A 25,217-nucleotide genomic window follows, 5' to 3' on the forward strand; every position below is an offset into this window, starting at 1 on the left:
ATTAGATATATATGGGAAAGTTCCCAGTTATAAGCGATGATCTTCCAGATCCTGGATGTTAACTATGCCTATGATGCCGGCAGAGAGCCCCTGGTGCAGCTATTCGGCACCACGGCCGACGGGCAGAGCGTCACCATCAGGGTAGCGGGATTCCGGCCCTATTTTTATGCCAGAGCAGAGGAGGGCTGCCTGGAGAGTGCCATAGAAGGCCTGAGGGCAATGGGCCTGGAGGTGGAGGAGATAGAGCGCTTCGAGCCCATAGGTTATCAGAGGCAGCCCGAGAGGATGCTCTGCATCACCACCACTGACCCCAAGGAGGTGAGAGGCCTAAGGGAGAAGGTGCGCTCTCATCCAGACATCCGGGCGGTCTACGAGACGGACATCCTCTTCAAGAACAGATTTCTGATCGACAGATCTCTTGGTGGAATGAGATGGGTCGAGGTGGATGTGCCGGAGTGGACGCTGGACCAGAATTCTGGCTCGGTGCCCGGGGGAAGAAGCCTGCCCCCAGTGGGTGTAGCCTCCATCCGGCCAGTGGAGAACGAGGCCAATGCACCCCTGCGCCTGATGAGCTTTGATATCGAGTGCCTGCCCGACCACGGAGCAATGCCCAAGGCAGAGAGATCTCCAGTGATATTGATCAGCATGGCCTTCGAGCCTGAGTTTCAGGGCAACAAAGAGCTGGTGCTGGTGGGAAAGGAGATCGAATGCCCCCGACCGGACACCAGAGCCTGTCGGGATGAGTATGATCTGCTCGCTCAGTTCGCAGCCATAATCAGGGAGTACAATCCCGATATCATCGCTGGCTACAACTCCAATGAGTTCGATTTCCCCTATCTGCAGGAGAGGGCAAAACATCTTCAGCTCGATTTCAAAGTGGGAAGGGATGGCAGTTCCTGGTATATCAGAAAGATAGTCAACCGGAGCGATATCTCCATCACCGGACGGGTGGTGGTAGACCTATTGCCCATCATACGCTCCTCATTCAGCCTGAAGCAGTATACTCTGAGGAATGTGGCAGCAGAGCTTCTCCAACTGGAGAAGTACGATGTGAACCCCCAGGAGATCGAGGCCCTCTGGGCGGAGGATGGCAATGGGGAGGGGCTGAGACGGTTTATAAGCTACTCCCGCCGGGATGCCCTCCTCGCCCTCCGTCTGCTTTTGGACCTGCGGCTGATGAACAAGTACATCGCCCTCTCCCGCGCCAGCGGCTCGCTCTTGCAGGATGTAGTCAATGGCGGCCAGTCGGGGATGGTGGAGAGCCTCCTCTTGCGCCGCTTCCGGGAGACGTCGAGGGTAGTACCCCCCAAACCCGATTCCGATCTCTCGGGAGAGCGTTATGAGGAGAATGAGGAGCTTAAAGGAGGGGCAGTGCTGGTGCCTGAGAAGGGATTGGTGGAGGATGTGGTCATACTGGACTACAAGTCCCTTTATCCCACCATCATGATGGCTCATAACCTCTGCTACTCCACAGTGGTGCTGGCCGACTCCCCCGAAGAGGGCGAGATCATAACAGCACCCTCCGGCGGGAGGTTCGTATCCCCGGATGTATCGCCGGGGATCATGCCCGCAGTATTAAGAGAGCTGCTCGATCAGAGGACAGAGACCAAGGGGCTGATGAAGAAGGCAAGCGAAGAGGAGAGGCGATTCCTGGATGCCAAGCAGTATGCATTGAAGATCCTGCTGAACAGCTTCTATGGATATTCCGGTTATGCCCGGGCGAGGCTATACAGCCTGGCTCTGGCCAATGCAGTCACCTCCTTTGGCCGGGAGAACATCCTGAGAACGAAGAGGATCATCGATGAGATCGGATCGGTCTATATAGTGGAGGGTCAGGCGGTCTTCAAGGATGAGCTGGTGCTGGGGGCACAGACGGAAAAGGGATTCGATCTCAGTGTGGTCTATGGGGATACTGATAGCGTCTTCGTCCGTCTCCTTCCCCATAGCCAGCCGGTCTCGCTCGATGATGCCGGGCTGATCGGCAAGAGGATCGCCCAGATGGTCACATCCAGCCTGCCCCAACCAATGGAGCTGGTCTTTGAGGCTTTCGCCCGGAGGGGCATATTCCTGGCCAAGAAGCGGTATGCTCTCTGGATCTTCGAGCCGATGGGCGAGGGATGGCAGGATAGAATCAAGGTGCGGGGGATGGAGACTGTGCGGCGAGACTGGTGTGAGCTGACCTCAGGAACGCTCAAGACCTGCCTGGATCTGGTTCTCAGAGAGGGAAAGGTGGACGAGGCGGTAGAGCACATCAGATCGGTGGTGCTCAGGCTGCAGAACCTGGACCTATCCCAGGATCCGGGAATACTGGAGGAGCTGACCCTGACCAGGAGGTACACCAAGAGCACGGGCTCGTACAAGAACAAGCAGCCTCACATACAACTGGTGGAGAAGATGAGGGAGAGGGGGGGCAAGGTGCCCAATGTGGGGGACAGAGTGCCCTTTGTGATCACCCGGGGCAGAGGGGGGAGGAGGAACAGGAGGCTGTTCGTGGACCGGGCAGAGGATCCAGCCTATGTCCTGGAGAACAACATCCCCCTGGATACAGAGTATTATGTGGAAAAGCAGATTCTACCGCCTGTGCTGCGCATACTGGAGAGCTTCGGGGTGAGTAAGGACCGGCTCTGCTCCAGCCGGGCGCAGAGCAGCCTGTTCAGCTTCTCTGGCCACTGCAATAAGCCCTTGAAGCAGAAGTCTCTCTTCGACTTTTAGGGCTGCACTGGCTTTGTTATTGCTGCCTTCAATCATTCCATTCCAGTTCCAGGCGCTCAGAGTTCCTCTTCTATCCGCTTCAGCCCCCGGCCATTGATCGGTACAGGTGCCATGCACCCACTGCCACGAAGTTCACTGCCACTGCTCCCAGGATCAGGCCCATCACCCGGGTCAAGACCATTATCCCGGTGACGCCCAGCACCCGGTCGATGTAATCGGAGAACCTGAGGACGAAAAGGGTTGCAGTATAGGTTAGGGATACTCCCAGGATGACTATCGCCTTCTCAGCGATGCTTCCTGCCGATCCCATCAGCACCACCACTGTGGTTATCGCACCCGGTCCGGTCAGAAGGGGGGTGGCCAGGGGAAAGACGGAGATATCCTCCCTGTGATTGGCATCCTTCAGCTCCAGATCAGTGACCTTCTTCTGCTGGTGGACCCCGCGGAGCATGTCCATTGCCACCAGGAAGAGGAGAATTCCTCCTGCCACTGAGAGGCTGTCGATGGTGATCCCAAAGAGACGCAGCACCAGATCGCCTGCCAGGGCGAAGAGAATGGCGATGATGAAGGCGACCAGAGTGGCTCTCCTGTAGATGTGGCTCTTTTCCAGAGGGTTCATGCCAGCAGTCAGAGAGACATAGACCATGCTGGCCTCGATGGGATTGACTATCACAAAGACAGAGCTGAAGACGTACACGAAGTAGAGGAAGTGATTGCCCGATTCCATTTAATTATCCCTTTTCGCTATTTCTTCAACTGGCTGTCTCATATCTAACACTGGAGCTCTCCTTTAAATAAATCATCTCATGCCTCGGCTTGAGAAATGGCGTTTTATACCAAAAATGAGTTGGATGGCATGAAGGGCATAGCAGAAAGAGGATCCGTTCTCTTGATATTTGTGCTTGCATTCATCCCCTTATGAGCCCGGCAAACAGCGATATCATCGTCAATCCAGGGGAGGGCTGCAGGGGGATGGGCGGTCTGCGCCACCCCCTATTCGATTCCCAGCGGCTCCCGGTATAGATGAGTGCCTCAGCCCTCCTCGCTCTATGGGCCTGGCCTGCTCCCATGCAGCCTTCTGGCATGAGCTTTGCCCCTCAAAGCGAGGCGAGGCTGGCATATGCCGTGGCAGGCGTGTCATGATAAGCTCTCTCCAGCTCTGCCGGGCAGTGCCGGATAAAGCTCCTTTACAGCGGGAATTAATAAACCCCTGCAGTGTATATCATCCTCTCATGAGCGATACTAAGGCAAGGTCCAGCATCGGCCCGGGCATGGGCCTGATTCATCTGGAGACCGGGGTGCAGATCATCATACCCGCCCAGATTGAGGCAGAGAGGATTGTGGCAGCGACGGAAGCCCTATTGGGGGCGGTCAGGGACAATATCGGCGAGGGCATAGGCTGCTCGGATATCGCCTGGATGACAGCGACTGATGTCAATGCCATGCTCTTGGTGAGCATCGATATGGATGAGGGGCCAGCGGATGCAGTTGCTGCCCTTCATGCTGCTGCCGAGGCCTTCACAGAGAGGTCCGGCCAGGTGATATCACAGATGAAGGCAGATGCTGGAGAATGAGAGTCGCCCTATTGCAGCTCAACACCATTGTAGGAGATCTGGCCGGAAATAAGGATCTCATCGCCTGTGCTGTCCGCCGGGCACCGAAATTCGATCTGGCCGTCACCTCTGAGCTTGCCCTGCCTGGCTATCCCCCCTGCGATCTGCTTTTGAATGAGGAATTTGTGCAGCAGAGCTGGCAGGCACTGGGCGCTCTGGCGGAGGAGCTGACAGATCTCCCCCCCGTCCTGGTGGGCCTGGCCGAGCCCAACCCCGCTGGCCGGGGCCGGCTTCCCTTCAACTCCGCCGCCCTCATCCGGGGAGGCAGGGTAGAAGATACCTTTCAGAAGAGCACTCTCACTGGCAGCGATCTCTATCGGGAGGAGCGCTACTTCCAGCCGGGAGATGAGCCCGGCATCCTGCAGATCGGAGGGATGCATTTTGGGATACTCATAGGCGAGGCTCTGACAGGGCACAAAGAGAAGAGCAGCGCAGCTGGCTTCAGCCTCCTGCCCTCCCTCAAGGAGAAGGGAGCAGAAGCCATAATCAACATCTCAGCCTCGCCCTTCACAGCAGGGGGGCAGCTGCGCCGGCAAGAGCAGCTATCAGACCTGGCCGGGAGGTGCCGCCTTCCCCTGCTGTACATCAACCAGGTGGGAGGGAATGATGATCTGATATTCGACGGCAGAAGCTGCTTTTTTGACTCGAAAGGGAAGTTGGCCGCCCGGGGGAGTGGCTTTGAGGAGGATATCCTGCTTGTAGATCTCGACCGGCCAGGGGGAAGGATAGCCGGAGACGATCTCACCCCCGAGGCAGAGATCTGGAGGGGCCTGGTCTTGGGGACGAGGGATTATGTACGCAAGTGCGGCTTCTTCCGGGCTCTTCTCGGCCTATCGGGAGGGATCGACTCTGCCCTGGTGGCAGCCATCGCCGCCTCTGCCCTGGGCCCGGAGAACGTCCTGGGGGTTATCATGCCCTCGCCCTATACCAGCCAGAGGAGCATCGATGATGCCATAGCCCTGGCGGACGGCCTGAGAATCGAGAGGATCACCATCCCCATCACTGCCATCATGGATTCCTATGAGAGGGAGCTGGCAGATCATTTCCTCGGCCGGCCGAAGGATGTCACCGAGGAGAACATCCAGGCCCGCATCCGCTCCAACATTCTTATGGCCCTGTCCAATAAATACGGCTCCATTCTCCTTGCCACCGGGAACCGCTCAGAGCTCTCTGTGGGCTACTGCACCATCTATGGCGATATGGCCGGCGGGCTAGCGGTCATCTCCGACCTGCCCAAGGGGATGGTCTACAGGATGGCTGAGTGGCTCAACACCACCACCGGCAGATCTGTCATTCCCCCAAGCATCATAGACAAGCCCCCCTCAGCAGAGCTCCGCCCCGGTCAGACCGATCAGGATAGCCTCCCCCCTTATCCAGTCCTGGACGAGATCCTCAAGCGGTATATCGATGAGCATCAGTCGCGGGCGGATCTGCTTGCCGCCGGGTTTGATGAGGCGGTGGTGGACCAGGTCATCTCCCTGATCGGAAAAGCTCAATTCAAGAGGCTTCAGGCTCCACCCGGCCTGAAGGTGATCGATAGCAGCTTTGGAAGGGGCTGGAGGATGCCTGTGGCCTGCCGGACCGGCCGGTCAGGGGCGGTGAGGGAGGAGGGGAGGGGGGCATAGAGCGACGGGGGGATGGTGGCGCAGGATCTCGGAGCAGAAAGTGATTTTAAATAGATCCAGGCGGAAGATGGTACATGCTATGAGAGATGATATCGACAGGAAACGTACTCAGCGCAGGCCAGCCGCCTTCAAGGCCGGAATGCTGCTGGCTGGCATTTATCTCTCTCTTCTTCTTTTCTCTCCCCTCCTTTTCCCTTCCCTTTTCTCCCCCTCTCTGGGAATGGAGAGTACGCCCATACAGGATAGCCTCATTCTCAATGTCTATCTGGATCCTGCGGGAAAGGCCCTGCTGACAGGCTATGCTGATAACATCTCCGGCATTGAGTCTCTTGCCGGCTCGGAGTACCAGTATGAGAACGATACTGGCAGGCTTTATGCCCTCACCGACGGCCTGACAGCAAAGTCCGGCCAGCTTTGGACTTTGAACTTCGGTGCCACTGGCACCTTCGAGGACTGCAGGATCACCTTTTATCTGCCCGGGGATATCCGCCTGGGAGCTATCAACAGCTCTACTGGCCTGCAGTATCATCTCTCAGCCTTCAATGGTTCTCTGGTGGCGGATGTGCAGGGCTATGAGGTTCAGAACCCCCGGATATCCATTCAATATCAGCAACCTCTGGCCAATGGATCAGCCCCCATTCCCTCCTCCGCCCTTCCTCCCCGCCCTTCTCCGGGCGATTCCAGCATCGATCTTGATCTCATCCTCTTCTTGGCAGGAGCATTCATTCTGGCCATGGGATCCGCTCTGGGGATGATCCTCTGGAGGCACAGATTCCCTCTGCCCGACAGCTCCTCATCTCCGGAGAGGGATGTGCAGCCGAAGGCCGATGGGATCATCTCTTCCTCCCCGCTTATGAGCCATTTTGAGGCTGGTGATGAGGGGTCTGGTGATGAGAGGGATGGGGATGAGGCGGCTGGGGATGAGAGGGCCAGACTCCCTGTCAGTCCAGACTCATCCAATCCAGATCCATCCAATCCGGCTGCATCCGGAGAAGAGGGCACTGGTGCTCTCCTCTCCCCTCTCGCCCATGTACCGGCAGACGCAGATGACAGGCACCTTCCCACCACCGCCTCTCTCTCCTCCTCCGCCGATAGCCCCGCGGACGGCAGCAGCAGCAGCCATTCTGACTCTGGCCCGGATCAAGCCGCTGCTGGGAGCGCTGCTGGGAGCGCGAACCGGGCGGAGGCGGAGGATATGGGGTTGAAGAAGATAGAGCTGAGCCGGGAGATGGAGGCGGTCATTCAGACCCTCACCCCCAGAGAGAGGGCGGTTATAACCACCCTGGTCGAGAACGGAGGGAGAATGACGCAGGCAGAGATCAGATATGAGACCAGAACTCCTAAATCGTCTCTGACCGGTATTCTGATCTCTTTGGAGAGGAGACGCCTGGTAACCAAGAAGGAATGGGGGAGAACAAACATGATAGAACTCTCTGAATGGTTTTTATCCCAAAGGGAACGTTCCTGATCCTTTAGCTCTTCAGCCCCGGAGCCTGGAGCATGCTCTTATCCCTCTCCCTTATGGTTCGTTCTGCTCTTATTTTTTCTATCGTTCAGGAGATGAGGTTTAATGGAAGGAGGAAGGCAGATCCTTCCAAAAAATGGGTTTAAGAGGTATTGTACAGATGAGATCGATTGGACGGGACTGGAGGATGGCTCTGATTGCTCTTGCCGTCTCCTGTCTATTCATAGCTGGGGCATTATCCATGCCCTTGGATCGAGGAATGGGAATGCATGCAAGAGGGATGATGATCCATTCGCCCCTCAATGTCACCCCTGAGGAGCTGGGCAACATGACCTTGAAAGAGATAAAAGAGCGGGAGATCGATGCTCTTAACTGCTCCTTGGAAGAGGGAATGCCCTTCTGCGGAAAGGCCGGGCGCGGGGCGCAGATGGCCTTCGCGCCCCCCTCATCCTGCCGGCATTGCTGGTCTGGCACCTTGGGGCGTGGCTTTTCCCCTCTTTTGCTGATGGATGAGATCAGTCTGGAGGAGCTGGGGGAGATGAGCCTCAATCAGATCCTGGATCTGTATGATCAGAAGGTGGACGAGCTTGACCGTATGACCATCAATGAGCTCCGGGAGCAGTGGAAGAAGAGCATGGAGGCGCAGAGCAATATGACTCTAAATGAGCTGGTGGAGGAGGCTCGAGATAGGCAGGCCAAAGAGGGGATCTTCAACTGGGTCTCTTTGCAGTACCGTCGCCTGGTGGCCTGACGGGCCTTTGGCTTCCACCCCCAAGTGGCGCATGGCAGAGATCATCATCTGCCGCTCATGCTTTTTTTCCTGCCCACTGGAGATGTTTAAATCGGATTGAGTCTAATCAGCATTTGGCAGGCGAGTCTCGATGAACAAGGTTGGCAGAAGGATTATCAATCCGGCACTGGCAGTGCTGCTGGCGGGCCTGATATCTTTTGGATTTGCAGGTGTGGGCCAGTCAGGTCTTGGCAATATGGATGGATCTGATGGGGGCAACGGCAGGATGGGTGCGGAGGGCGCTGGAGGCGGGATGCACCATCCTAATCCAGGCCATCCCCTCGGTCTGCCGGTTGATCTGCTCTTCAGCGGGCATGGTCTTGCCCTCCGGGGGGACGAGTCCCATGCCCTGCGACTGAAGGTTGAGGTTCTCCTTTCCGTGCCTCCCGAGCGGATTCGCAATCTGGTGGCCTCCAACAGAAGCCTGGAGGAGATCAGAGAACAGATCAGGGAGAATGCAGGAGACGAGCTGCACCGGGGGAGCCTGGCCTTTGAGGGGAGCCATTATGCAGCCATAAATATCCTCATCCTCCCGGCAGCAGATAACTCCACCCTTCTGAAGGCCGACCTGGCCGACCCGGAATCCCTCCAGCTGGGGGACCGTTCAGCCATCCTGGGCAGGATCAATCTGAGCATATCCCCCTCCCCCGGGGGCACCATCGGCCAGGGGGAGCTGGAGATCGACCGCCCACCGCATGAGGGCAGATATGCAGTTCTGCTGAGCATGGATCCTCCAGGAGGGGAGAGCAGGCGATCACGATCACAGGCCGCCGGGCAGTAACCGGAAGATGGAGGCGGTGATCAGGCCCAGGTCACAGGAACCTCATCCGTCCTGTATCCGGGCCGAACGTGAGACTGCTCCAGAGGGGTAAAGATGCCGGCTTTGAGCATCAAGAGGCCTGTGTAGGCGATCATGCTGCCGTTGTCCCCCATGAAGGCGCGGGGTGGGAGGAAGAACTCTGCTCCTCTCTCATGGCACATGATTCTCATCATCTCCCCCAGACGGGCGTTCGCCCCCACCCCACCCACCAGCATGGCCTCCCTCTTCTCCGCATGGGCCATGGCCCTCTCCGTCACCTCCACCAGCATGGCGAAGGCCGTCTCCTGCAGGCTGTAGCAGACATCCTCCAGGGGATGCTTTCCTGCGGCCTCGGTGGCAGCAGTGGACAGGCCAGAGAAGGAGAGGTCCATGCCCTTGACTGTATAGGGCAGGGGGATGTAGCTCTTCGCCCCCTTTGCCAGCTCCTCCACCTTCGGGCCACCGGGATGGGCCAGGCCGACGGAGCGGGCAAATTTGTCTATGGCATTCCCCACGCTGATGTCCAGGGTCTCCCCGAAGATCCTGTATCTGCCCTGGCGCAGGGCCAGGATCTGGGTGTTGGCGCCGCTCACATATATCACTACGGGATCGCTGGCCCCCGACTGCCATTTGCCCACCTCGATATGAGCGACGCAGTGATTGACGCCCACCAGGGGAATCCTGTAATGCAATGAGAGGGCTCGTGCAGCAGTGGCCACAGTGCGCAGGCAGGGCCCCAGGCCGGGCCCCTGGGAGAAGGCCACCCCCTCTATCTCCAGGCCTATCTCCCGCGCCCGGCCGAGGACATCTCCTACCACAGCCCTCATGTGCTGGGCATGATGCTGGGAGGCCTCTCGGGGATGGATTCCTCCTCGCGCCGGGGTATAGGTGGCGCTCTTCTCATAGATCACCCCGGACTCATCCACCAGAGCGGCACTGAGGTTCCAGGCGGTCCCTTCCAGGCCGAATATGATCATTCTCTATCCTGCCCCCCTTATCATTCAGACATTCAGATGTATCCCAGGCCGATATCCTTCCTGTAGCGTATGCCATTGAACCGGACCCGTTTGATGTTCTCATAGGCCCTGGCCCTGGCCTGAGCCAGGCTCCTGCCCCGGGCGACCAGGGTGAAGACCCGGCCACCAGTGGTGTACAGCCTCCTGTTGCCTGCAGAGTCTGTGCCCCAGGCGGTGCCGTTATGGTAGACTATGACCTCCGGGTCCACCCTCTCCAAGCCTCTGATGGGCATATTGGTATAATGCTCTCCAGGATAGCCGGGCCTCTCCGGGCCGGTGGAGGTGAGGGTTTTTACCACCCGCCCGGATATGGCGCATACCCCCAGGCAGAAGTCGTCCGACCACTGCAGAGGAACCTCATCCAGCCTTCCCTCCACTACAGCCCTGGAGAGCTGGTAGAAGTCGGTCTCCAGGCGGGGAAGTATCACCTCAGCCTCCGGGTCCCCCAGCCTCACATTGATCTCCAGGACAGAAGGCTCCCGATCCTCTGAGATCATCAGCCCGAAGTAGATCACTCCTCTGTACTCCTGGCCGGAGATCTCCTTGAAGCCGCGGAGTGTGGGAAGAGCGATCTTTTTCATTATCCTCTCCGTCAACTCCTCATCCAGCCAGGGGTGAGGAGAGAACCCGCCCATGCCACCGGTATTGGGATTGTTATCCTGATTGGGATTGCCTGCCAGACGGTTGAAGAGGCGGATGGCCACCTCCTCATCCGGGGAGAAGGCCTGCTTGTAGTCCAGGGCGGACTGCATCGCCCGGACGGTCCGGCCGTCGCTCAGGGCGAAGAACATCAGCTCCCTGCCCTCCAGCCGGTCCTCGATTTCGATTCTGTCCCCCGCCTGGCCGAAGGGCCTGGGGCTTACCATGATGCGCTCGATGACTGAGTCTGCCTCCTCTTGGTTTGCGCAGAGGATGGAGCCCTTTCCCGCTGCCAGGCCGTCCGCCTTGATCACCAATCCCATCCCCGGATCCTCTGCGCAACGCTGCCGGGCATACTCCTTTGCCTCTTGAGGGTCGCTGAAGTTCCGGTAGGGGGGGATGGGGACATTGAGCCTCTTGAGAAGATCCTTGGTCTGGCATTTGCTGCTCTCCAGGACGGTTGCCTCCCTTTTTGGTCCCAGTATCTATGGGCTATGGCATTTCCTCTGCCTCCTGCATCCACTACAAGAACTCTCTTGCCTGACATCAGATCCATTTGAGGATTTTAACCCTAGATAAGCATATTTGACCGGCTGATATTTATGGCAGCGCGGCGATTCTGATGGCTCTTCTTTCATCAGTTAGCTATATAAAATGACAGGCTAAGGCAAAGGCAGCAAGTCCCGCACCATCGTTGATGCCCAGGTACAGCTCTGGCCCCATCCCGCAAGTCTCTGCCTGTTGCAGAATATCTTGCAGGTCGCGCAGGAGATGATAACGGAATGTATTCCCAAGAGAAGATGCTTAAAGTCATTCGAGAGAAGAACGTCGAGTTCCTCCGCTTGCAGTTCACTGACATATCAGGGATAGTGAAGAATGTGGCCATTCCCGCCACCCAGATGGGAAAGGCTTTGAAGAGTGGCATTTCCTTTGACGGATCATCCATTGAGGGCTTCGCCAGAATTCAGGAGTCGGATATGGTCCTCCGCCCCGATCTCTCCACATTCAGCCTCCTGCCCTGGAGCAATAAGGACGATGCCAATGAGGCTCGACTGATCTGTGATGTGCATCTTCCCAATGGATTGCCCTTCGAGGGTGCTCCCCGCCGGGTGCTCTGCCGGCAGTTGGAGAGGGCAGAGGAGATGGGCCTCAAGATGAAGGTCGGTCCGGAGCTGGAGTTCTTCCTCTTTGAAAAGGAGAATGGCGGATCTGCCACCATCCCACACGACTTCGGGGGCTACTTCGACCTGGGCCCGGTGGACCTGGCAGAGGATGTGCGCCGGGAGATCATCAGGGCTCTGATCAAGATGGGCTTCACCATTGAGGCCTCCCATCACGAGACTGCTCGGGGGCAGCATGAGATAGACTTCGTCTATGGCGATGCCATCAAGAATGCCGATAACGTGGTGACATTCAAGTACGTCACCAAGACCATCGCCATGCGCCACGGCCTGAGGGCGACGTTCATGCCCAAGCCTGTATTCGGTGCCGCCGGCAGCGGAATGCATGTCAACATCTCCCTCTTCCGAGGGCTGGAGAATGCCTTCTATGACCCAGAGACCAGTCTGAATATCAGCGATCTGGCCAGGTTCTTTGTGGGCGGCCTGATAGAGCATGCAGGCGCTATCACCGCCATCGCCAATCCCCTGATCAACTCCTATAAGCGGTTGGTATCCGGGTTCGAGGCTCCTGTCTATATAACCTGGTCCGGCCCGAACCGCTCCTCTCTTATCCGCATTCCCTCCGGCCGGGGCCTCTCCACCCGGGTGGAGTTCCGCTCCCCTGATCCGAGCTGCAACCCCTATCTGACCTTTGCTGTCATCCTGGCCGCTGGCCTGGACGGAATCAAGAGGGGTATCGATCCGGGAGATCCAGTGGACCTGAATGTATACCATCTCACAGCAGCTGAGAGGAAATCTCTGGGGATCAGGACGCTGCCCACCGATCTGAAGGAGGCTCTCGCCTGTCTGGAGGAGGATAAGGTGATACGCGAGGCCCTGGGCGAGCACGTCTATCAGAATGTCATGCGATTGGGCATGCTGGAGTGGGAGCAGTACAATAAATTCGTTCACCCCTGGGAGATCGAGAGATACATCAACACCTATTAAAGGATCTGAATTGCATGGCGAATGATCCCCCAGATCAGGGCTCTCCTCTCCAGAAAAGGTTTATGCTGCCCGCATGCAGTGCCTCTCATGCCACTGCTTCATCCGAAATGTATATATCTAGCATTGACATTGGGGGGTCCGGGCCGGTAGCTTAGTCAGGCAGAGCGAAAGGCTCTTAACCTTTAGGTCGGGGGTTCAAATCCCTCTCGGCCCGCTTGAAAGAACGGGGCTGTGGCCTAGCCAGGTAGGGCGATGGGCTCCAGCGGTATATTTGATGATGAGCAACGGGTCTGCTGAGACCTCTCGACGGGGAGGTCGTTGATGATCCGTTGGAGCACTGAAATGGGTTGTTACAGGAGGAGCAATCCCTGTAAGGACTTCAGTATCGGAGATACCCGTCGATCGTGAGTTCGAATCTCACCAGCCCCACCTTTTTCTTGCCCTCTCCACAGCGTTTAAATATCTCTGCTATGAACTAACTGGAAGGTGCCGATATGTACGGGTATATTCTCACCATTTGCTGGTCCATTAAAGAGGTCAACCGAAACCTCAGCGACAGGCCGGCCACATCTGATTATTCAATAAGGTATCTCAAAAAGGCATGCTCTGACCTGGCGGTTCTGATGCGGGAACTGGGACGGGCTCTTCCGGATGAGAAGATCGAGGTGGTCGACAGGAACGGCCTGATGAGGCCTTTCCTCATCAATGAAGTCTCGGATATGCTTTATGATACAAAGAAGATCCTGGAGTTCAATCTCATCGACAACATCAGCCATTGGGCCCAGGCTCATAAGGCCGCATGAGAGTTGTATGCCTCAAAATCATAGGCCTCATCATCCTTAGTGTCCCATCATCCTTAGTGTCTCATCGTCCCTAGTGTCTCATTGTCTCCAAGACCTCATCATCTCAGCACTCATCGCCCTTAAGGACTCATCACGCCTCAGGACTCATAGGGCTCATCATTTTTTCAGAGCAGATTGATCATCATCGGCGCTGCAGTCTGGTTTCAACTCTCAGTCCTCTCCCATGATCAATTTTTCCCTGGGCAAACTTGATCCGTCTTGCCACCCCTCCTGGATCTATGCTTCAATTGGGTGTGCATGTCTCAGTTGCCGGCGGCCTGGAGAGGGCAGTGGACAGAGCGCATAGGAAGGGCTGCCAGGCCTTTCAGATATTCACCACCAATCCTCGCAGCTGGAGATCCAGGCCCATTTCCGCGGAGACAGCCCGTCTCTTCTCCATCCGGCTCAAGGGCTGCGGCCTGGAGACTGTCGTATCTCATATGCCCTACCTTCCCAACCTCGCCTCCCCAAGGGAGGAGGTCTACTCCCGCTCGGTAGAGGCCCTGACCGATGAACTGCTGCGCTGCCAGCTTCTAGGCATACCATATCTGGTGGTTCACCTGGGAAGCAATCTGGGCGCTGGAAGGAGAAGTGGCAGGGAGAGGATCGCCGAGGCCCTGCAGAAGGCGATCATCGATTCAGGCAGCGAGGTGCTGATCCTCCTGGAGAACAGCCCCGGGACGAGAAACAGCATGGGGAGCACCTTCGAAGATATCGCCTCCATCATCGAGTCCCTCCCCCGCCAGTCCAGGAGGCTGGGGGTGTGCCTGGACACCTGCCACCTCTTTGCTGCCGGATATGATATTCGCACCCCTCAGGCTCTGGAGAGGACCTTGGGGGAGTTTGAGGGCTGTATAGATCCAGAGAGGCTCAAGCTGGTCCATCTGAATGATTGCCGGGGTGGCCTGGGCTCACATCTTGACCGGCATGAGCACATCGGCCTGGGACAGATCGGCCTGGAGGGTTTCCGCTCGATCGTCTGCCACCCCCTCCTGCGAGAGAGGGCAATGATACTGGAAACGCCAGAGGACTCCCGCCGCGATGATTCAGGAAACCTGGAGGTGATCAGGGCGCTTGCTTCAGATATCAAATAGCCTCTCTATGACCAGCATCAGAGCCTCATTGGATACGGGCTTGACCAGGTAACTGCTCGCCCCCAGATCATAGCTCTTCTGGATATCCTGATCCTCATTCGAGCCGGTGAGAATGACCACGGGTATATCTTTCAATCTCTCGTCCTTCTTGATCAGGGTGAGCAGATCAATGCCGCTGATATCGGGCAGGAGCAGGTCCAGGAGGATGAGATCAGCGGGATCATCTCTCTTGATCTTCTGAAGGGCAGCCAGTGCCCCTTTGCCATCGGTGGCCACGATGAGATCTCTTATCAGATCATTGTGCTTCAGGACCCGCCTGGTGTATGCGATGTCCTCAGCATTATCCTCCACCAGTACGATCTTCAGTTTGCGACCCATTGATTTACCCCTGGCCCTTGATCATCAACGCTCTCCTGTTGAACTGAGCCCCTGATCCATGATTGAACTACCCGCAAAAATAGTTTTCCCACTGAAAGCCAAAAGTGAGCCTCTCTGGCAGCAGGCTGGCCCGGCCGGCGGCCCAAATCCGAATGATAAATCGGCCCCTCCCAGCTGCTTAATTTTTTGTGATTCAAATAAATATTGAATTTGAATATCGTCTACAGCTATTGGTTTAGGCAGCAGTGAATATAAAATTCCTCCTGCCATCTCAGTCGCCTCCTCCAGCCGAGGCATCATCTCCACCGATGAATATCATCCTCCCTCATATCTCGCGCCGCTCAGAATCTCTCTTCATCATCCGGCTGAAGCTCCATCTCAATGAACCTGGGGCTGCTCTCCCGGCTGAGGAGAGCCACTCTGCTCAGGGGCACCTCTGCCTCCAGGCGGTAGCCCAAGAGCTCGCCCAGGGAATGGGCCAGGGCCATGATCTCTGAATGCTGGGGCATGGCTGCCCTCTCCAGACGGGCACGGGAGCGGCCAAGGTGCATGTAGGCCTTCAGCTCGACGAAATCAGGCTCAGCATCCCCTATCAGCCGGGCATAATCCTCGATACCATCCATGTTAAGGCCCCGGGCCAGGGTCATGCGGATAACGCTGCGGCACCGGCGCTCCTTCAAGAGCTGCAGGGATTGCAGGACCTTTGGCCAGAGCTCCTGTGAGGGATTGCATACCTGGCGGTACTTCTCTTCATTTGGAGCATTGAGGCTGAGATAGAGCTGGGTGGGCCTCAGCTCCGCCAGAACCTCGGGGCGGGTGGCATTGCTGACCAGAAATGTGGTCATGCCCCGCTTCATGACTAAATCGATGAACTCCTTCAGATAGGGATAGAGGGTGGGCTCGCCCATCAGGGATATGGCCATATGCTTCGGATCGCGCGCCTCAGCCAGGCGCTCGGGATCGGTGGTTGCAGAGCCTCCATATCCGGATATAAACCTCTGCTGGCCTTGCAGTATCCCCTCCAGAAGCTCTGCCGGCTCAGTGGCTTTCCTTCCCGGTACTGGATCATCTATCGGCCTCCAGCAGTGCAGGCAGAGGTGATTGCACTCCAGTGTGGGGGGTCATCTGCACACAGCGGTGGCTGGCTATGCCATAGAAGTGATGTTTGTAGCACTGATCGCCCCCCCGGAGGGAGCGGTTCAGCCAGAGGCAGGGCTTGACTGCACCTGAGCCCACCAGGTGGTAGCCCTGGCGGGCGAGGGTCTTCTCTGCCATAGTATCTCGCATGATATTCCTGCCATACAAAGTCATAAATCCCTGACGGCTCAATCCTTATCCAGTGCTCGAAGTATCCCCCTGGACATTGCTCCTCGTAATGCTCCTCTCCTTCGCGACATCAGCGGCAGAGCCGGCGGCAGGTCATGCATCGCCAGTCCATGCATCGCCAGAACAGGAGATCGTAGCAGCTGAGGACATCTTCTCTCAGTTGATGATCGGCGAGCCGGTGAGATATGACAATGTAACCGTTGCCGGCTCATTGGACCTGGCAGAGCTGCAGGGGCCGCTGCCGCAGCCGGTGAAGATCACCAATAGCATCTTCACCGGGCCGGTCAGCTTTGCCGGGGCGAGCTTCGATCAGCCACTCGACCTGCAGGGAAGCCTCTTTCAGGATAACGCAAACTTTGCTGGCTGCCGGTTTTTAGGGGGGGCGAGATTGGCTGGGGCCGCCTTCCAGGGCCAGGCAGATCTTCGCAACGCCTATTTCGGAGGGCAGGCCTCATTCTTCAGCGCCCAATTCGCTGAGGACGCCAGCTTCGGGAACAGCCAGTTCGCCGGAGATGCCGTCTTCCTCAACAGCAGCTTCGCCCGGGATGTGGACTTCGATTTCGCTCAGTTCCAGCGGCTGGCCTCCTTCGCTGATGCCAGCTTTGTGAATGTGAGCTTTCTGGAGACCCAGTTCGGCGGTCATACCACATTCCTGGATGCCCGGTTTCAGGGCAATGCGGCCTTTGCCGCCACCAGATTCCTTGGCAGTGTGGTCTTCCGGGGGGCAAGCTTCTCCTCGGGGAGCACCTTCGGCCTCTCCAGCTTCGGCGGGCTGGCCGATTTCACCAATGTCTATTTCAACAGCACAGCCTACTTCGGAGGGGTGCGGTTCACCGATCTGGCCTACTTCATCAATGCTCGCTTCGATCGTGATCTGAACATGGAGGACTCCAGGCTCTATAACCTGCGCCTGGACAATGTGAGCTTTATGGGGGGCTCCAGGATCAACCTCAACAACTCCGATTTCACCAAGCTGGAGGTGAGATGGGGGATGCTCAAGGATCGGCTGGTCTACAACGGGGCTGCCTATCTGGCCCTGGTCAAGAACTACAAGAGCCTGGAGTGGTTTGATGATTCCGACGACTGCTACTATCAGTACCGCAGAATAGGGCAGGACCAGGCACCCTGGGGCTGGGGAAAGATCTCCGATCTGATCTCCTGGCTCTCCTGCGGCTATGGGGTCCGGGTGAGCTACACCTCCTTTTGGTGCCTCTTTACCATTCTCTTCTTCGGAGTGGTATTCTGGGCGGGAAAGGGCATGAACAAGTTCGAGATTGTGGGGATGGAGCTTCCCGGCGATACCAGCCTGAAGCCCACATCCAGGGTCTCTTTCACCGATGCCCTCTACTTCTCCATTGCCATGTTCACCACCTCTCAAGCGCCCGTCAACACCTATCCCGTAGGGGTCTACCGCCATCTGGCCATGGCAGAGGGGATCCTTGGATGGTTCTTCCTGGGCCTGTTCGTGGTCGTCCTGAGCGGGGTGCTGATCCGCTGAAGGAGGGCCGGCTTATCTCCTGATCCTGGCCGCCACCGTTCGGCCAGCAGACCGATCCGGAAAGGTTGATATATCTGCTGGTTAAACGGGGAGAGTCCAAAACAAGGGCGCGTGGCCTAGTCAGGATAAGGCGGCAGCCTCCTAAGCTGTAGATCGGGGGTTCGAATCCCTCCGCGCCCGCTTGCTTTTCCCATCAGGGCACGATCTTGGATATCGCCAGCTCCAGTATATCCTCAGCACCCGTTTTTTTCAGTTGGGGGATGAGCAGATTGACCTGGGAGCGGTCCACCACTGTCTCTATGGCATAGTAATCGGTATTGTAGAGCTTGGAGAGGGTGGGCCTCTTCATGCTGGGCAGCATGGATATGACGGCGTCCAGAGCAGCTTCTGGCACGTTCATCTTCAAGAGGACCTTTCCCCTTGCCCTCATCACCGCCAGGAGAAGGGTCTGGACGGCGGTGATGTCATCGTGCTTCTTCTTATCGGCAAAGCTCTTCTTATTGGCTATCAGCTCTGATGTCGACTCCAGCATGACATCGATGATCTTCAGGCCATTCTTCCTCAGGGTGGAGCCGGTCTCAGTGAGATCCACCACCACATCGGTCAACTCAGGAACCTTGGCCTCAGTGGCCCCAAAGGAGAACTGGATCTCCACTGGAATTCCCAGGTTGGAGAAGTAGGACTGGGTGAGATTGGGATACTCCGTGGCCACTCTGCTGCCGGGCTTTATCATGCGGGCAGAGCTTATCTCCAGGCTCTCCGGAACGGCCACCACCAGCTTTACCACTCCCGGCCCCTGTTTGCCGTAGTTGAGATCTGCGACCTTGGTCACAATGGCGCCGGACTCCATAACCCAATCTGTGCCAGAGATCCCCAGGTCGAAGTAGCCCTTGGCCACATATCCCGGAATCTCCTGGGGGCGGAGGATCTTCACCTTACCTATACGCGGGTCATCTATGCGGGCATTGTACTCCCGCTCCGTCCTCTTGACCTCCAGTCCAGCCTGCTCAAACAGCTGCAGGGTCTGGTTTTGCAGGCTGCCCTTGGGAATGGCGATATCAATCATTGCTTGATCTCCTCTGAGGCTTCGTATTTTTGTCTTATGCCCAATCTGAAAGCCCCTCTCGCTTTATAACTGATTTCATTGGCCGATCATGCAAGCAGTCTCTCTTGCTCGATCTCATTGCATCCCCGCGGCCTCGGATCCGCCGCCGACCTTCACAATATTTATAAATAACTACCGTAATAAACACTGGCAAAGGGGTAGCAGAGATCATGTCAGCGGTTATAATCTCGGATACGCACTTTGGGCTGAATTCATCTACGCTCAGCGATCCGGCCAGGGTCGATCAGTTGATGGGAGAGATACTGGAGTTTGGGGGCGGATGCGACGAGGTCATCCTGTTGGGAGATATATTCGACTTCTGGAGGGTGCGGCCTGAATGTGCTCTGCGAGAATCAGTCCCCCTTCTGAATAGGCTGAAAGAGGAGGATCTGAAGATCCACTATGTGGTGGGAAACCATGACCACCATTTAGTGGTGCAGAAGCAGGAGTCCGATTTCATGGAGAGGGTGGCGCGGGGAGATCTCTTCCCGGTATACTCGCCCTCTTTGCGCTGGCGCCAGACCATAAACGGCCTGAACATCGATATGCTCTATCCCACCTACCAGGTCCGCTGCTCCCATCGCAGAGTGCTCTTCACCCATGGCCACCACCTGGATGGCATCCAGACCTTCACTATGCAGATGGTGGGGGGGATTCGCCAACTTTATGGGGAGGAGATCCTCCCCGCAGACCTGGAGATGATGATGGCCTATGTCTATGAGAGCATCTACCGCTCATCATACATCGGTGAGATGGTCTCCTTTGAGGAGCGGATCTGGAAGGCCTCCAGTCTGCTCAAGAGGCTGACCTGCGGGGTCTTTCATGATCAGCGCCTCGCCTCAGTGCAGATGCAGTATGAGGCCATAATGAGGTTCATTCGCGACAGAAACCTGGGTGAAGTCGACTGCTTCATCTACGGCGATACCCACCGGGCGGGGATCTTCCAGAGGAGGGGTGGCCCGCTGGCGGTGAATGCGGGAAGCTTCACCCGCGAGCCGGGAAAGAGCTCTCGGATCGAGCTTCCCGATACATACATCATTCTGAACGATGATGGCCTGGCCCTGAGACAGCTTGGCAGAAGAGAGCCTGTCTATCTATGCGAACTTCTCTGAATTGAGGGGGTGAGAAGGTTATTATCGTAGTGGTCTGCTTTTGTAATCGATGAATCTCATAGATGTCCTGAGGAGCAGGAGGTCGATCCGAAGGTATCAGCCCCGCCCCATTCCCAAGGATCTGGCAGCATCCCTGATCGATGCCGCCCAGACAGCCCCTTCAGCAGGGAACCTCTCTGCCAGAAGGTATATCCTGGTGAGCAATGAGAATATGAAGAGAATTTTGGCCATGGCCGCCTACAGCCAGGAGCATATCGAATCGGCTCCCCTTCTCATTGTGATCTGTGCAGATGTCGCCGCCTCCAGCATCCGCTATGGCAGCCGGGGCAGCCTGTATGCCATCCAGGATGCTGATGCTGCTGCCATGTGCCTTCTCCTGGCCGCCCATGATGCCGGCCTGGGAGGCTGCTGGAACGGGGCGTTCGATGATGATCTAGTGCGCGAAGCACTCACTTTGGAGGACGGCGTCCTGCCCGTGGCCATACTCTCATTGGGCTGGCCGGCGGAGAGCCCTGCCCGGCCGGAGCGCCCGAGACGCGCTGGGGATGTCCGTTGGATAGACTAGCCGCCGGGCTGCGCAGCATTGTAGAGGCGATCCTGGCAGGGGCGATAAGAGATGAGGCCGCTTTAGAGAGGGCCAAGAGGGATCTCTCATCTCAGCTCGGCCTGCCCTCTCTGCCCAGCAATGCCGATATCCTGGGCCAGGCGAGGGCGGGGGAGAGGGAGGCTCTGAAGATGCTGATCAGAAAGCCGACCCGAACCCTCTCCGGGGTGGCAGTCATCGCCGCCATGACCTCTCCTGCCCGCTGTCCACACGGGACCTGCGTTCCCTGCCCGGGGGGGATTGCAAACCTCTCTCCCCAAAGCTACACCGGCAGAGAGCCGGCAGCTCTTCGAGCCGGGCAGCACAGCTTTGATCCCTATGATCAGGTGATGGCCAGGCTGGCCCAGTTGGATGAGATCGGCCACCCTCTGGATAAGTCGGAGCTGATCATCATGGGGGGGACGATGACCTCCCGCCCCCTGGGATATCAGAACTGGTTTGTCAAGCGCTGCCTGCAGGCCATGAACGACTTTCCCGCCAGACTGGGGTGCTCTGGCTGGCAGTCCTTCGAGGATGTGGCACGGGCAAATGAGAGCTCTTCTGTGCGGAATATCGGCACCACCTTTGAGACCAGACCGGACTGGTGCCGCCCTCAGGATATCGAGGGGATGCTGCGCTTAGGAGGGACCAAGGTGGAGTTAGGGGTGCAGAGCCTGGATGATGATATCCTGGTGAGGATGAAGAGGGGGCATACAGTCGAGGATGCCGCCCATGCCAGCCGCCTATTGCGGGAGGCGGGCCTGAAGGTGGGATTTCATATGATGCCCGGCCTTCCCGGCTCCAGCCAAGAGAATGATCTGGCGATATTCAGGAGGCTCTTCTCAGATCACCGCTTTCGCCCTGACTACCTCAAGATCTATCCCACCCTGGTCATCGATGGAACGGAGCTCTTCTGCCAGTACCAGAGGGGGGAGTACTCTCCCCTGGGGGACGATGATGCCGCTGAGCTGGTATCGAGGATCAAGGAGATCCTCCCCCGCTATGTCCGGCTGCAGAGGGTGCAAAGGGACATCCCCTCCCCTCTGATTGTGGCCGGGGTGAGAAGGTCCAATCTGCGCCAACTGGCCCGGCAGAGGCTGGAGGAGAGGGGAGGGAGCTGCCAGTGCATTCGCTGCCGGGAGGCGGGGTTGAGAGGAGTGGCCCAGGCTGAGCCCAGGCTGGTGCATGAGTCCTATACCGCCTCCGGGGGAAGGGAGCACTTCCTCTCCTTTGAGAGCGAGGAGGATGTCCTGCTGGGATTCCTCCGCCTGCGCCTGAGCAGATCTGCCCGGGTGAGAGAGCTGCATGTCTACGGCCCTCTGGTTCCCATCGGCAGCAGGAAGGAGGGCTGGCAGCACCGGGGATATGGAGCCCGGCTGTTGGAGGAGGGGGAGAGGCTGGCCCGGGAGGAGGGTTACCCCCAGATCGAGGTTACCAGCGGCATAGGGGCGCGGGGCTACTACCGCCGGCTGGGCTACGAGCTCAGTGGACCCTATATGAGAAAGAGGCTGGCGTAGAATGCCAGAGAGGCTGGATTTACCACAACATTTAAATTCAGTGCCCTGAAGACCCTCTGCGATCTGAGGAATGAAGATATGCGTTGGCAAGGCAAGATGGGAAGGAAGCCCACGGGCGGAAAGCTGATTTTGGCCCGGGGCAAGAGGAAGTTCGAGATCGGAAGAGAGCAGAGCGATACCACCATCGGCGAATCGAGGATCAAGAGGGTCCAGACCCGGGGCGGGAAGAAGAAGATCAGAATGCTGCGGGGCAATATGGCGGCCGTTGCCGATCCCGTAACCGGCATGACCAAGATGGTCAAGATCGAGACGGCAAAGGAGAACCAGGCCAATCTGCACTACATGAGAAGGAGCATCCTCACCAAAGGGGCTGTCATCAAGACTGAGATCGGGGACGCCAGGATAACCAACCGGCCGGGCCAGGATGGCGTCGTCAATGCCGTGCTGCTCCCCTCCCAGTGAGAGCACATTTTTATCATGATGTTCGTGGTCTTCCGCTGTAGCTGCGGGCGGCATCTTTACTCTCCTGATGATGCCAAGAGCAGAACCTGCCCCTGCGGAAAGAGGACGACCCTGAGCAAGGCGAGGATTCTGGCCACCGCCCCTGATGCCCGCATTGCAGGGGAGATGGTGAGAAGGCTGCAGCTGGGCGAGTCCGGAATGACCGGCTTCAGACAGGCTAAGCTCTAGTGCTCTGGGAGCTTATTCCCCGCCAGAGCGGTCTTCTCTTCGGGGGATGATAGCAAATGAGGCCTGGGTGCTGGAGAGAGGGGTGCCGCCATCTCTCTCTGTCACCTTCCCCTGGACAAAGGCCACAGCTCTGCCCCTCTTGACCACCTCGGCCCGGGCGGCGAGGTTCCCTCTCCTGATTCCCTGCAAAAAGCTGGTGCTCTCTGATATGGTGGCTATGCTCTCCCCCTCTTCAAGAACAGTGAAGAGGGCCAGGGCCATGGCCTCATCGCACAGGGCAGAATAAAGCCCCCCCTGCAGCCACCCCGCCCCATTCAGCATATCCGGGCGGACGGGCATGAACAGCACTGCCTCCCCGCCGCCATAAGGGCCCAGCTCTATGTCCATCAAACGGAAGAACGGATTGGCATCCCTGCCCCGGATCCGGATGTTCTCCAGATAGCTCATCTCATCGACCTCATAAACCCTGGAAAAACGACACTTATATAGCTGGTGGGGTGATTTTTGCTGTTGAATTCAAGAAATCCTGGAGTATGCTAGAGTCGGAGGGATATTGAGCATTCTCATCGGCTGCAGTGGCTGGTCTTATGAGGACTGGGTGGGCAGCTTCTACCCACGGGAGCTGGCCCGGAGGAGGGGGGAGTGGCTGGCATACTACGCCCGCTATTTTTCCACTGTGGAGATCAACAGCACCTTCTATCGCCCTCCTGGCGAGCTGCAGGTCGCCTCCTGGGTGCGAAAGGGCTCAGAGCTGAGGGATTTCCAGTACTCTTTGAAGATGCCCCAGCAGGTGACCCATGAGCATATGGTGCGGGGGGAGAGGGATGGCGCCATCCGGGGGGCAGCAGCCTTCGAGAGAGGCTGCATTGAGCCTTTGGCCCAGGCCGGGCTGCTGGGCTCAGTGCTCCTGCAGCTCTCCCCCTTCTTTTCCAAAGATGAGTCCAATTTGAGGACTCTTGAAGCTGTCCTGGAATCCCTGTCATCTCTTGATTACGATTATGCTGTGGAGTTCCGCCATCCTTCCTGGCGGGACGGGGTGGGGGATATGATCGACCCACAAGCAGCAGAGATCCTCCGGCAAAGAAGCATCGCTTTGGCACTGATCGACGGCCCCGGGCCCCATATCCGCTGGGCGGAGGGTCCGGGCCACGCCTACATTCGCTTCCACGGGCGCAACTATGATATCTGGTATCGGGGCGAGAGGGAGAGGGGGGAGGATGATCTCCGCCTGAACCGTTACGACTATCTCTACTCCCTCCAGGAGCTTGAGCCCTGGGTTCCCAGGATCAGGGAGATGGAGCTGAATGAGCAGATGATCAGGATCTATTTCAATAACCACGCCCGCTCCAAGGCGGCAAAGAATGCTCTGCAGCACATGGATCTCCTGCAGATCCCCCATCAGCCCAAGGAGATCCGGCCACAGGATCAGTTCACCCTGGGCTGCTTTTAGGGGGTGGCAATGGATGGGTCTGAAAGAGAGGCTGAGGGGGGTTGTGCCCGAGGAGAGGCTTGTGCATCTCTCCCGCCGCTTTCATGTGATAGGAGATATCGCCATCCTCTCCCTTCACCCTGAGCTGGAGGGCTACAGAAGGGAGATTGCCATAGCCCTCCTGGAGCAGTGCGGGAATGTTCACACCGTCTTCAACAAGGCCTCCCCTCTGCAGGGGGAGAGGAGGATCCCCCGCCTGGAGCTTTTGGCGGGCAGAGGCAGCTCGACTACCATTCACAAAGAGTATGGCTTCCGCTATCATCTGGATGTGCAAGGGGTCTTTTTCAACAGCCATCTGGGCCACGAGAGGATGAGGGTGGCTGGGGAGGTGAGGGCGGGGGAGGAGGTGCTGGTCCTATTCGCCGGGGTGGGGCCCTTTGCCATCCCCCCTGCCGCCAGGGGGGCGAGGGTGGTGGCCCTGGAGAAGAGCCCAAATGCTTGCTATTGGCTGGCAAGGAACGCCCGCGAGAACGGGGTGGATGAGAGGGTCGCAGTCATCAATGCCGATGCCTTCGGGGCTGCTATCCTGCTGAAGAGGAGCTTTGACCGGGCAGTTGTTCCCACCCCCTATGGAATGGACAGAATTGTGGACTCTTTGCCGGGGATGCTGAAGAAGGGGGGAGTGGTCCATTTTTATACCTTCAAGAAGGCCCCGGAGATCGAGGGGCTGGTGAGAAGCTATCAAGATCTGGGCTGGAAGCTGCTGCTATGCCGGCGTTGTGGAAATGTGGCCCCAAATGTCAGCCGCTGGGCCCTTGATCTGCAGAAGATCTGAGCAGACGGGCCGGGGGATGGACAGCAGGTGCATAGCAGGTG

At 57.6% G+C, this 25,217-nt stretch carries 26 protein-coding genes and 3 tRNA genes; 20 read left to right on the forward strand and 9 right to left on the reverse strand.

What is annotated here, in order from left to right; genetic code table 11:
* Positions 1-36: 36 nt before the first annotated feature.
* On the forward strand, positions 37-2,712 hold the full coding sequence (locus IPI63_RS06900; protein ID WP_292477600.1) for a DNA-directed DNA polymerase: 2,676 nt from the start codon (positions 37-39) through the stop codon (positions 2,710-2,712).
* 79 nt (positions 2,713-2,791) lie between these two features.
* Here the strand turns inward: IPI63_RS06900 and IPI63_RS06905 are convergent, their stop codons facing one another.
* On the reverse strand, positions 2,792-3,439 hold the full coding sequence (locus IPI63_RS06905) for a MarC family protein (RefSeq protein WP_214064602.1): 648 nt from the start codon (positions 3,437-3,439) through the stop codon (positions 2,792-2,794).
* Positions 3,440-3,944: 505 nt separating this feature from the next.
* On the opposite strand from IPI63_RS06905, the gene IPI63_RS06910 reads away from it, so the two are divergent.
* The 5 genes from IPI63_RS06910 to IPI63_RS06930 all read left to right on the forward strand — a co-directional run bounded on the left by IPI63_RS06910 (position 3,945) and on the right by IPI63_RS06930 (position 8,986).
* Complete coding sequence (locus tag IPI63_RS06910) at positions 3,945-4,286, forward strand: hypothetical protein (RefSeq protein ID WP_214064600.1); 342 nt, start codon at positions 3,945-3,947, stop codon at positions 4,284-4,286.
* The gene (locus IPI63_RS06915) at positions 4,283-5,950 is read left to right on the forward strand and encodes an NAD+ synthase (protein ID WP_292477603.1); all 1,668 of its coding nucleotides are present in this window, start codon (positions 4,283-4,285) and stop codon (positions 5,948-5,950) included. Before IPI63_RS06910 ends, IPI63_RS06915 begins: the two co-directional genes overlap by 4 nt.
* 79 nt (positions 5,951-6,029) lie before the next feature.
* Positions 6,030-7,418, forward strand: a complete 1,389-nt coding sequence (locus tag IPI63_RS06920; protein ID WP_292477604.1) for a hypothetical protein — start codon at positions 6,030-6,032, stop codon at positions 7,416-7,418.
* A gap of 157 nt (positions 7,419-7,575) precedes the next feature.
* Positions 7,576-8,166: a hypothetical protein gene (locus tag IPI63_RS06925; protein WP_292477605.1), complete on the forward strand. Its 591-nt coding sequence runs from the start codon at positions 7,576-7,578 to the stop codon at positions 8,164-8,166.
* Between the two features lie 130 nt (positions 8,167-8,296).
* The gene (locus tag IPI63_RS06930) at positions 8,297-8,986 is read left to right on the forward strand and encodes a hypothetical protein (protein WP_292477607.1); all 690 of its coding nucleotides are present in this window, start codon (positions 8,297-8,299) and stop codon (positions 8,984-8,986) included.
* Between the two features lie 20 nt (positions 8,987-9,006).
* Here IPI63_RS06930 and IPI63_RS06935 read toward each other — a convergent pair whose 3' ends face one another.
* Both IPI63_RS06935 and purD read right to left on the reverse strand, forming a co-directional pair.
* On the reverse strand, positions 9,007-9,981 hold the full coding sequence (locus tag IPI63_RS06935) for a bifunctional N(6)-L-threonylcarbamoyladenine synthase/serine/threonine protein kinase (protein ID WP_214080291.1): 975 nt from the start codon (positions 9,979-9,981) through the stop codon (positions 9,007-9,009).
* A 32-nt stretch (positions 9,982-10,013) separates the two neighbouring features.
* Entirely contained in the window at positions 10,014-11,144 is a 1,131-nt protein-coding gene (purD, locus tag IPI63_RS06940; protein WP_366850893.1) for a phosphoribosylamine--glycine ligase, read from the reverse strand.
* Between the two features lie 297 nt (positions 11,145-11,441).
* On the opposite strand from purD, the gene glnA reads away from it, so the two are divergent.
* The 5 genes from glnA to IPI63_RS06965 all read left to right on the forward strand — a co-directional run bounded on the left by glnA (position 11,442) and on the right by IPI63_RS06965 (position 14,703).
* A complete protein-coding gene (gene glnA, locus IPI63_RS06945) occupies positions 11,442-12,767 on the forward strand; it encodes a type I glutamate--ammonia ligase (RefSeq protein WP_214080292.1) in 1,326 nt (441 codons plus the stop codon).
* 140 nt (positions 12,768-12,907) lie between these two features.
* Positions 12,908-12,981, forward strand: a tRNA-Lys gene (locus IPI63_RS06950).
* 11 nt (positions 12,982-12,992) lie between these two features.
* Positions 12,993-13,196: transfer RNA gene (locus IPI63_RS06955), tRNA-Trp, on the forward strand.
* A 65-nt stretch (positions 13,197-13,261) separates the two neighbouring features.
* Entirely contained in the window at positions 13,262-13,570 is a 309-nt protein-coding gene (locus IPI63_RS06960) for a hypothetical protein (protein WP_214064666.1), read from the forward strand.
* A 278-nt stretch (positions 13,571-13,848) separates the two neighbouring features.
* On the forward strand, positions 13,849-14,703 hold the full coding sequence (locus tag IPI63_RS06965; RefSeq protein ID WP_292477609.1) for a deoxyribonuclease IV: 855 nt from the start codon (positions 13,849-13,851) through the stop codon (positions 14,701-14,703).
* On the opposite strand, the gene IPI63_RS06970 is transcribed toward IPI63_RS06965, so the two are convergent.
* The 4 genes from IPI63_RS06970 to IPI63_RS06985 form a co-directional block, all read right to left on the reverse strand.
* Positions 14,689-15,081: a response regulator gene (locus tag IPI63_RS06970; RefSeq protein ID WP_214065715.1), complete on the reverse strand. Its 393-nt coding sequence runs from the start codon at positions 15,079-15,081 to the stop codon at positions 14,689-14,691. The genes IPI63_RS06965 and IPI63_RS06970 overlap by 15 nt on opposite strands.
* A 24-nt stretch (positions 15,082-15,105) precedes the next feature.
* Positions 15,106-15,351 carry a hypothetical protein gene (locus tag IPI63_RS06975; protein ID WP_292477610.1) on the reverse strand — a complete coding sequence of 82 codons (246 nt, stop codon included), beginning with the start codon at positions 15,349-15,351 and terminating at the stop codon, positions 15,106-15,108.
* Positions 15,352-15,422: 71 nt separating this feature from the next.
* The gene (locus IPI63_RS06980; RefSeq protein ID WP_366850895.1) at positions 15,423-16,193 is read right to left on the reverse strand and encodes a radical SAM protein; all 771 of its coding nucleotides are present in this window, start codon (positions 16,191-16,193) and stop codon (positions 15,423-15,425) included.
* Positions 16,147-16,368 (reverse strand): hypothetical protein, encoded by a 222-nt coding sequence (locus IPI63_RS06985; protein ID WP_292477611.1) that lies wholly within the window; start codon positions 16,366-16,368, stop codon positions 16,147-16,149. Before IPI63_RS06985 ends, IPI63_RS06980 begins: the two co-directional genes overlap by 47 nt.
* A gap of 52 nt (positions 16,369-16,420) precedes the next feature.
* Here IPI63_RS06985 and IPI63_RS06990 point away from each other — a divergent pair, with 52 nt between their 5' ends.
* Both IPI63_RS06990 and IPI63_RS06995 read left to right on the forward strand, forming a co-directional pair.
* On the forward strand, positions 16,421-17,905 hold the full coding sequence (locus IPI63_RS06990; protein ID WP_214065712.1) for a pentapeptide repeat-containing protein: 1,485 nt from the start codon (positions 16,421-16,423) through the stop codon (positions 17,903-17,905).
* 105 nt (positions 17,906-18,010) lie between these two features.
* Positions 18,011-18,085: transfer RNA gene (locus IPI63_RS06995), tRNA-Arg, on the forward strand.
* Positions 18,086-18,098: 13 nt separating this feature from the next.
* Here the strand turns inward: IPI63_RS06995 and hisG are convergent.
* Complete coding sequence (gene hisG / locus IPI63_RS07000) at positions 18,099-18,971, reverse strand: ATP phosphoribosyltransferase (RefSeq protein ID WP_292477612.1); 873 nt, start codon at positions 18,969-18,971, stop codon at positions 18,099-18,101.
* 209 nt (positions 18,972-19,180) lie between these two features.
* Between hisG and IPI63_RS07005 the strand changes: the two genes are divergently transcribed.
* From IPI63_RS07005 to IPI63_RS07025, 5 genes are all read left to right on the forward strand, one after another.
* Positions 19,181-20,122, forward strand: coding sequence for a UDP-2,3-diacylglucosamine diphosphatase (locus IPI63_RS07005; protein WP_214065710.1), 942 nt, complete (start codon positions 19,181-19,183; stop codon positions 20,120-20,122).
* Positions 20,123-20,171: 49 nt separating this feature from the next.
* On the forward strand, positions 20,172-20,687 hold the full coding sequence (locus tag IPI63_RS07010) for a nitroreductase family protein (RefSeq protein ID WP_214065709.1): 516 nt from the start codon (positions 20,172-20,174) through the stop codon (positions 20,685-20,687).
* Positions 20,675-22,222 carry a tRNA uridine(34) 5-carboxymethylaminomethyl modification radical SAM/GNAT enzyme Elp3 gene (locus IPI63_RS07015; protein WP_292477613.1) on the forward strand — a complete coding sequence of 516 codons (1,548 nt, stop codon included), beginning with the start codon at positions 20,675-20,677 and terminating at the stop codon, positions 22,220-22,222. Before IPI63_RS07010 ends, IPI63_RS07015 begins: the two co-directional genes overlap by 13 nt.
* 78 nt (positions 22,223-22,300) lie before the next feature.
* Positions 22,301-22,684 (forward strand): 30S ribosomal protein S8e, encoded by a 384-nt coding sequence (locus IPI63_RS07020; protein ID WP_292477614.1) that lies wholly within the window; start codon positions 22,301-22,303, stop codon positions 22,682-22,684.
* Positions 22,685-22,699: 15 nt separating this feature from the next.
* Positions 22,700-22,912, forward strand: a complete 213-nt coding sequence (locus IPI63_RS07025) for a DUF1922 domain-containing protein (RefSeq protein WP_292477615.1) — start codon at positions 22,700-22,702, stop codon at positions 22,910-22,912.
* A gap of 12 nt (positions 22,913-22,924) precedes the next feature.
* Here IPI63_RS07025 and IPI63_RS07030 read toward each other — a convergent pair whose 3' ends face one another.
* A complete protein-coding gene (locus IPI63_RS07030) occupies positions 22,925-23,359 on the reverse strand; it encodes a PaaI family thioesterase (RefSeq protein WP_214065706.1) in 435 nt (144 codons plus the stop codon).
* Positions 23,360-23,465: 106 nt separating this feature from the next.
* Between IPI63_RS07030 and IPI63_RS07035 the strand changes: the two genes are divergently transcribed.
* Entirely contained in the window at positions 23,466-24,362 is an 897-nt protein-coding gene (locus IPI63_RS07035) for a DUF72 domain-containing protein (RefSeq protein ID WP_292477616.1), read from the forward strand.
* 13 nt (positions 24,363-24,375) lie between these two features.
* Positions 24,376-25,176 carry a class I SAM-dependent methyltransferase family protein gene (locus IPI63_RS07040; protein ID WP_292477617.1) on the forward strand — a complete coding sequence of 267 codons (801 nt, stop codon included), beginning with the start codon at positions 24,376-24,378 and terminating at the stop codon, positions 25,174-25,176.
* The last annotated feature ends 41 nt before the right edge of the window (positions 25,177-25,217 follow it).

Source organism: Methanothrix sp. (assembly GCF_016706325.1).
Taxonomy (GTDB): Archaea; Halobacteriota; Methanosarcinia; order Methanotrichales; family Methanotrichaceae; genus Methanothrix.

Coding starts and splice junctions, on each gene's coding strand:
- IPI63_RS06900 (WP_292477600.1), top strand. CDS start 37: ATGATCTTCCAGATCCTGGATGTTAACTATGCCTATGATGCCGGCAGA.
- IPI63_RS06905 (WP_214064602.1), bottom strand. CDS start 3,439: ATGGAATCGGGCAATCACTTCCTCTACTTCGTGTACGTCTTCAGCTCT.
- IPI63_RS06910 (WP_214064600.1), top strand. CDS start 3,945: ATGAGCGATACTAAGGCAAGGTCCAGCATCGGCCCGGGCATGGGCCTG.
- IPI63_RS06915 (WP_292477603.1), top strand. CDS start 4,283: ATGAGAGTCGCCCTATTGCAGCTCAACACCATTGTAGGAGATCTGGCC.
- IPI63_RS06920 (WP_292477604.1), top strand. CDS start 6,030: ATGAGAGATGATATCGACAGGAAACGTACTCAGCGCAGGCCAGCCGCC.
- IPI63_RS06925 (WP_292477605.1), top strand. CDS start 7,576: ATGAGATCGATTGGACGGGACTGGAGGATGGCTCTGATTGCTCTTGCC.
- IPI63_RS06930 (WP_292477607.1), top strand. CDS start 8,297: ATGAACAAGGTTGGCAGAAGGATTATCAATCCGGCACTGGCAGTGCTG.
- IPI63_RS06935 (WP_214080291.1), bottom strand. CDS start 9,981: ATGATCATATTCGGCCTGGAAGGGACCGCCTGGAACCTCAGTGCCGCT.
- glnA (WP_214080292.1), top strand. CDS start 11,442: ATGTATTCCCAAGAGAAGATGCTTAAAGTCATTCGAGAGAAGAACGTC.
- IPI63_RS06960 (WP_214064666.1), top strand. CDS start 13,262: ATGTACGGGTATATTCTCACCATTTGCTGGTCCATTAAAGAGGTCAAC.
- IPI63_RS06965 (WP_292477609.1), top strand. CDS start 13,849: ATGCTTCAATTGGGTGTGCATGTCTCAGTTGCCGGCGGCCTGGAGAGG.
- IPI63_RS06970 (WP_214065715.1), bottom strand. CDS start 15,081: ATGGGTCGCAAACTGAAGATCGTACTGGTGGAGGATAATGCTGAGGAC.
- IPI63_RS06975 (WP_292477610.1), bottom strand. CDS start 15,351: ATGGCAGGAGGAATTTTATATTCACTGCTGCCTAAACCAATAGCTGTA.
- IPI63_RS06985 (WP_292477611.1), bottom strand. CDS start 16,368: ATGCGAGATACTATGGCAGAGAAGACCCTCGCCCGCCAGGGCTACCAC.
- hisG (WP_292477612.1), bottom strand. CDS start 18,971: ATGATTGATATCGCCATTCCCAAGGGCAGCCTGCAAAACCAGACCCTG.
- IPI63_RS07005 (WP_214065710.1), top strand. CDS start 19,181: ATGTCAGCGGTTATAATCTCGGATACGCACTTTGGGCTGAATTCATCT.
- IPI63_RS07010 (WP_214065709.1), top strand. CDS start 20,172: ATGAATCTCATAGATGTCCTGAGGAGCAGGAGGTCGATCCGAAGGTAT.
- IPI63_RS07020 (WP_292477614.1), top strand. CDS start 22,301: ATGCGTTGGCAAGGCAAGATGGGAAGGAAGCCCACGGGCGGAAAGCTG.
- IPI63_RS07025 (WP_292477615.1), top strand. CDS start 22,700: ATGATGTTCGTGGTCTTCCGCTGTAGCTGCGGGCGGCATCTTTACTCT.
- IPI63_RS07030 (WP_214065706.1), bottom strand. CDS start 23,359: ATGAGCTATCTGGAGAACATCCGGATCCGGGGCAGGGATGCCAATCCG.
- IPI63_RS07040 (WP_292477617.1), top strand. CDS start 24,376: ATGGGTCTGAAAGAGAGGCTGAGGGGGGTTGTGCCCGAGGAGAGGCTT.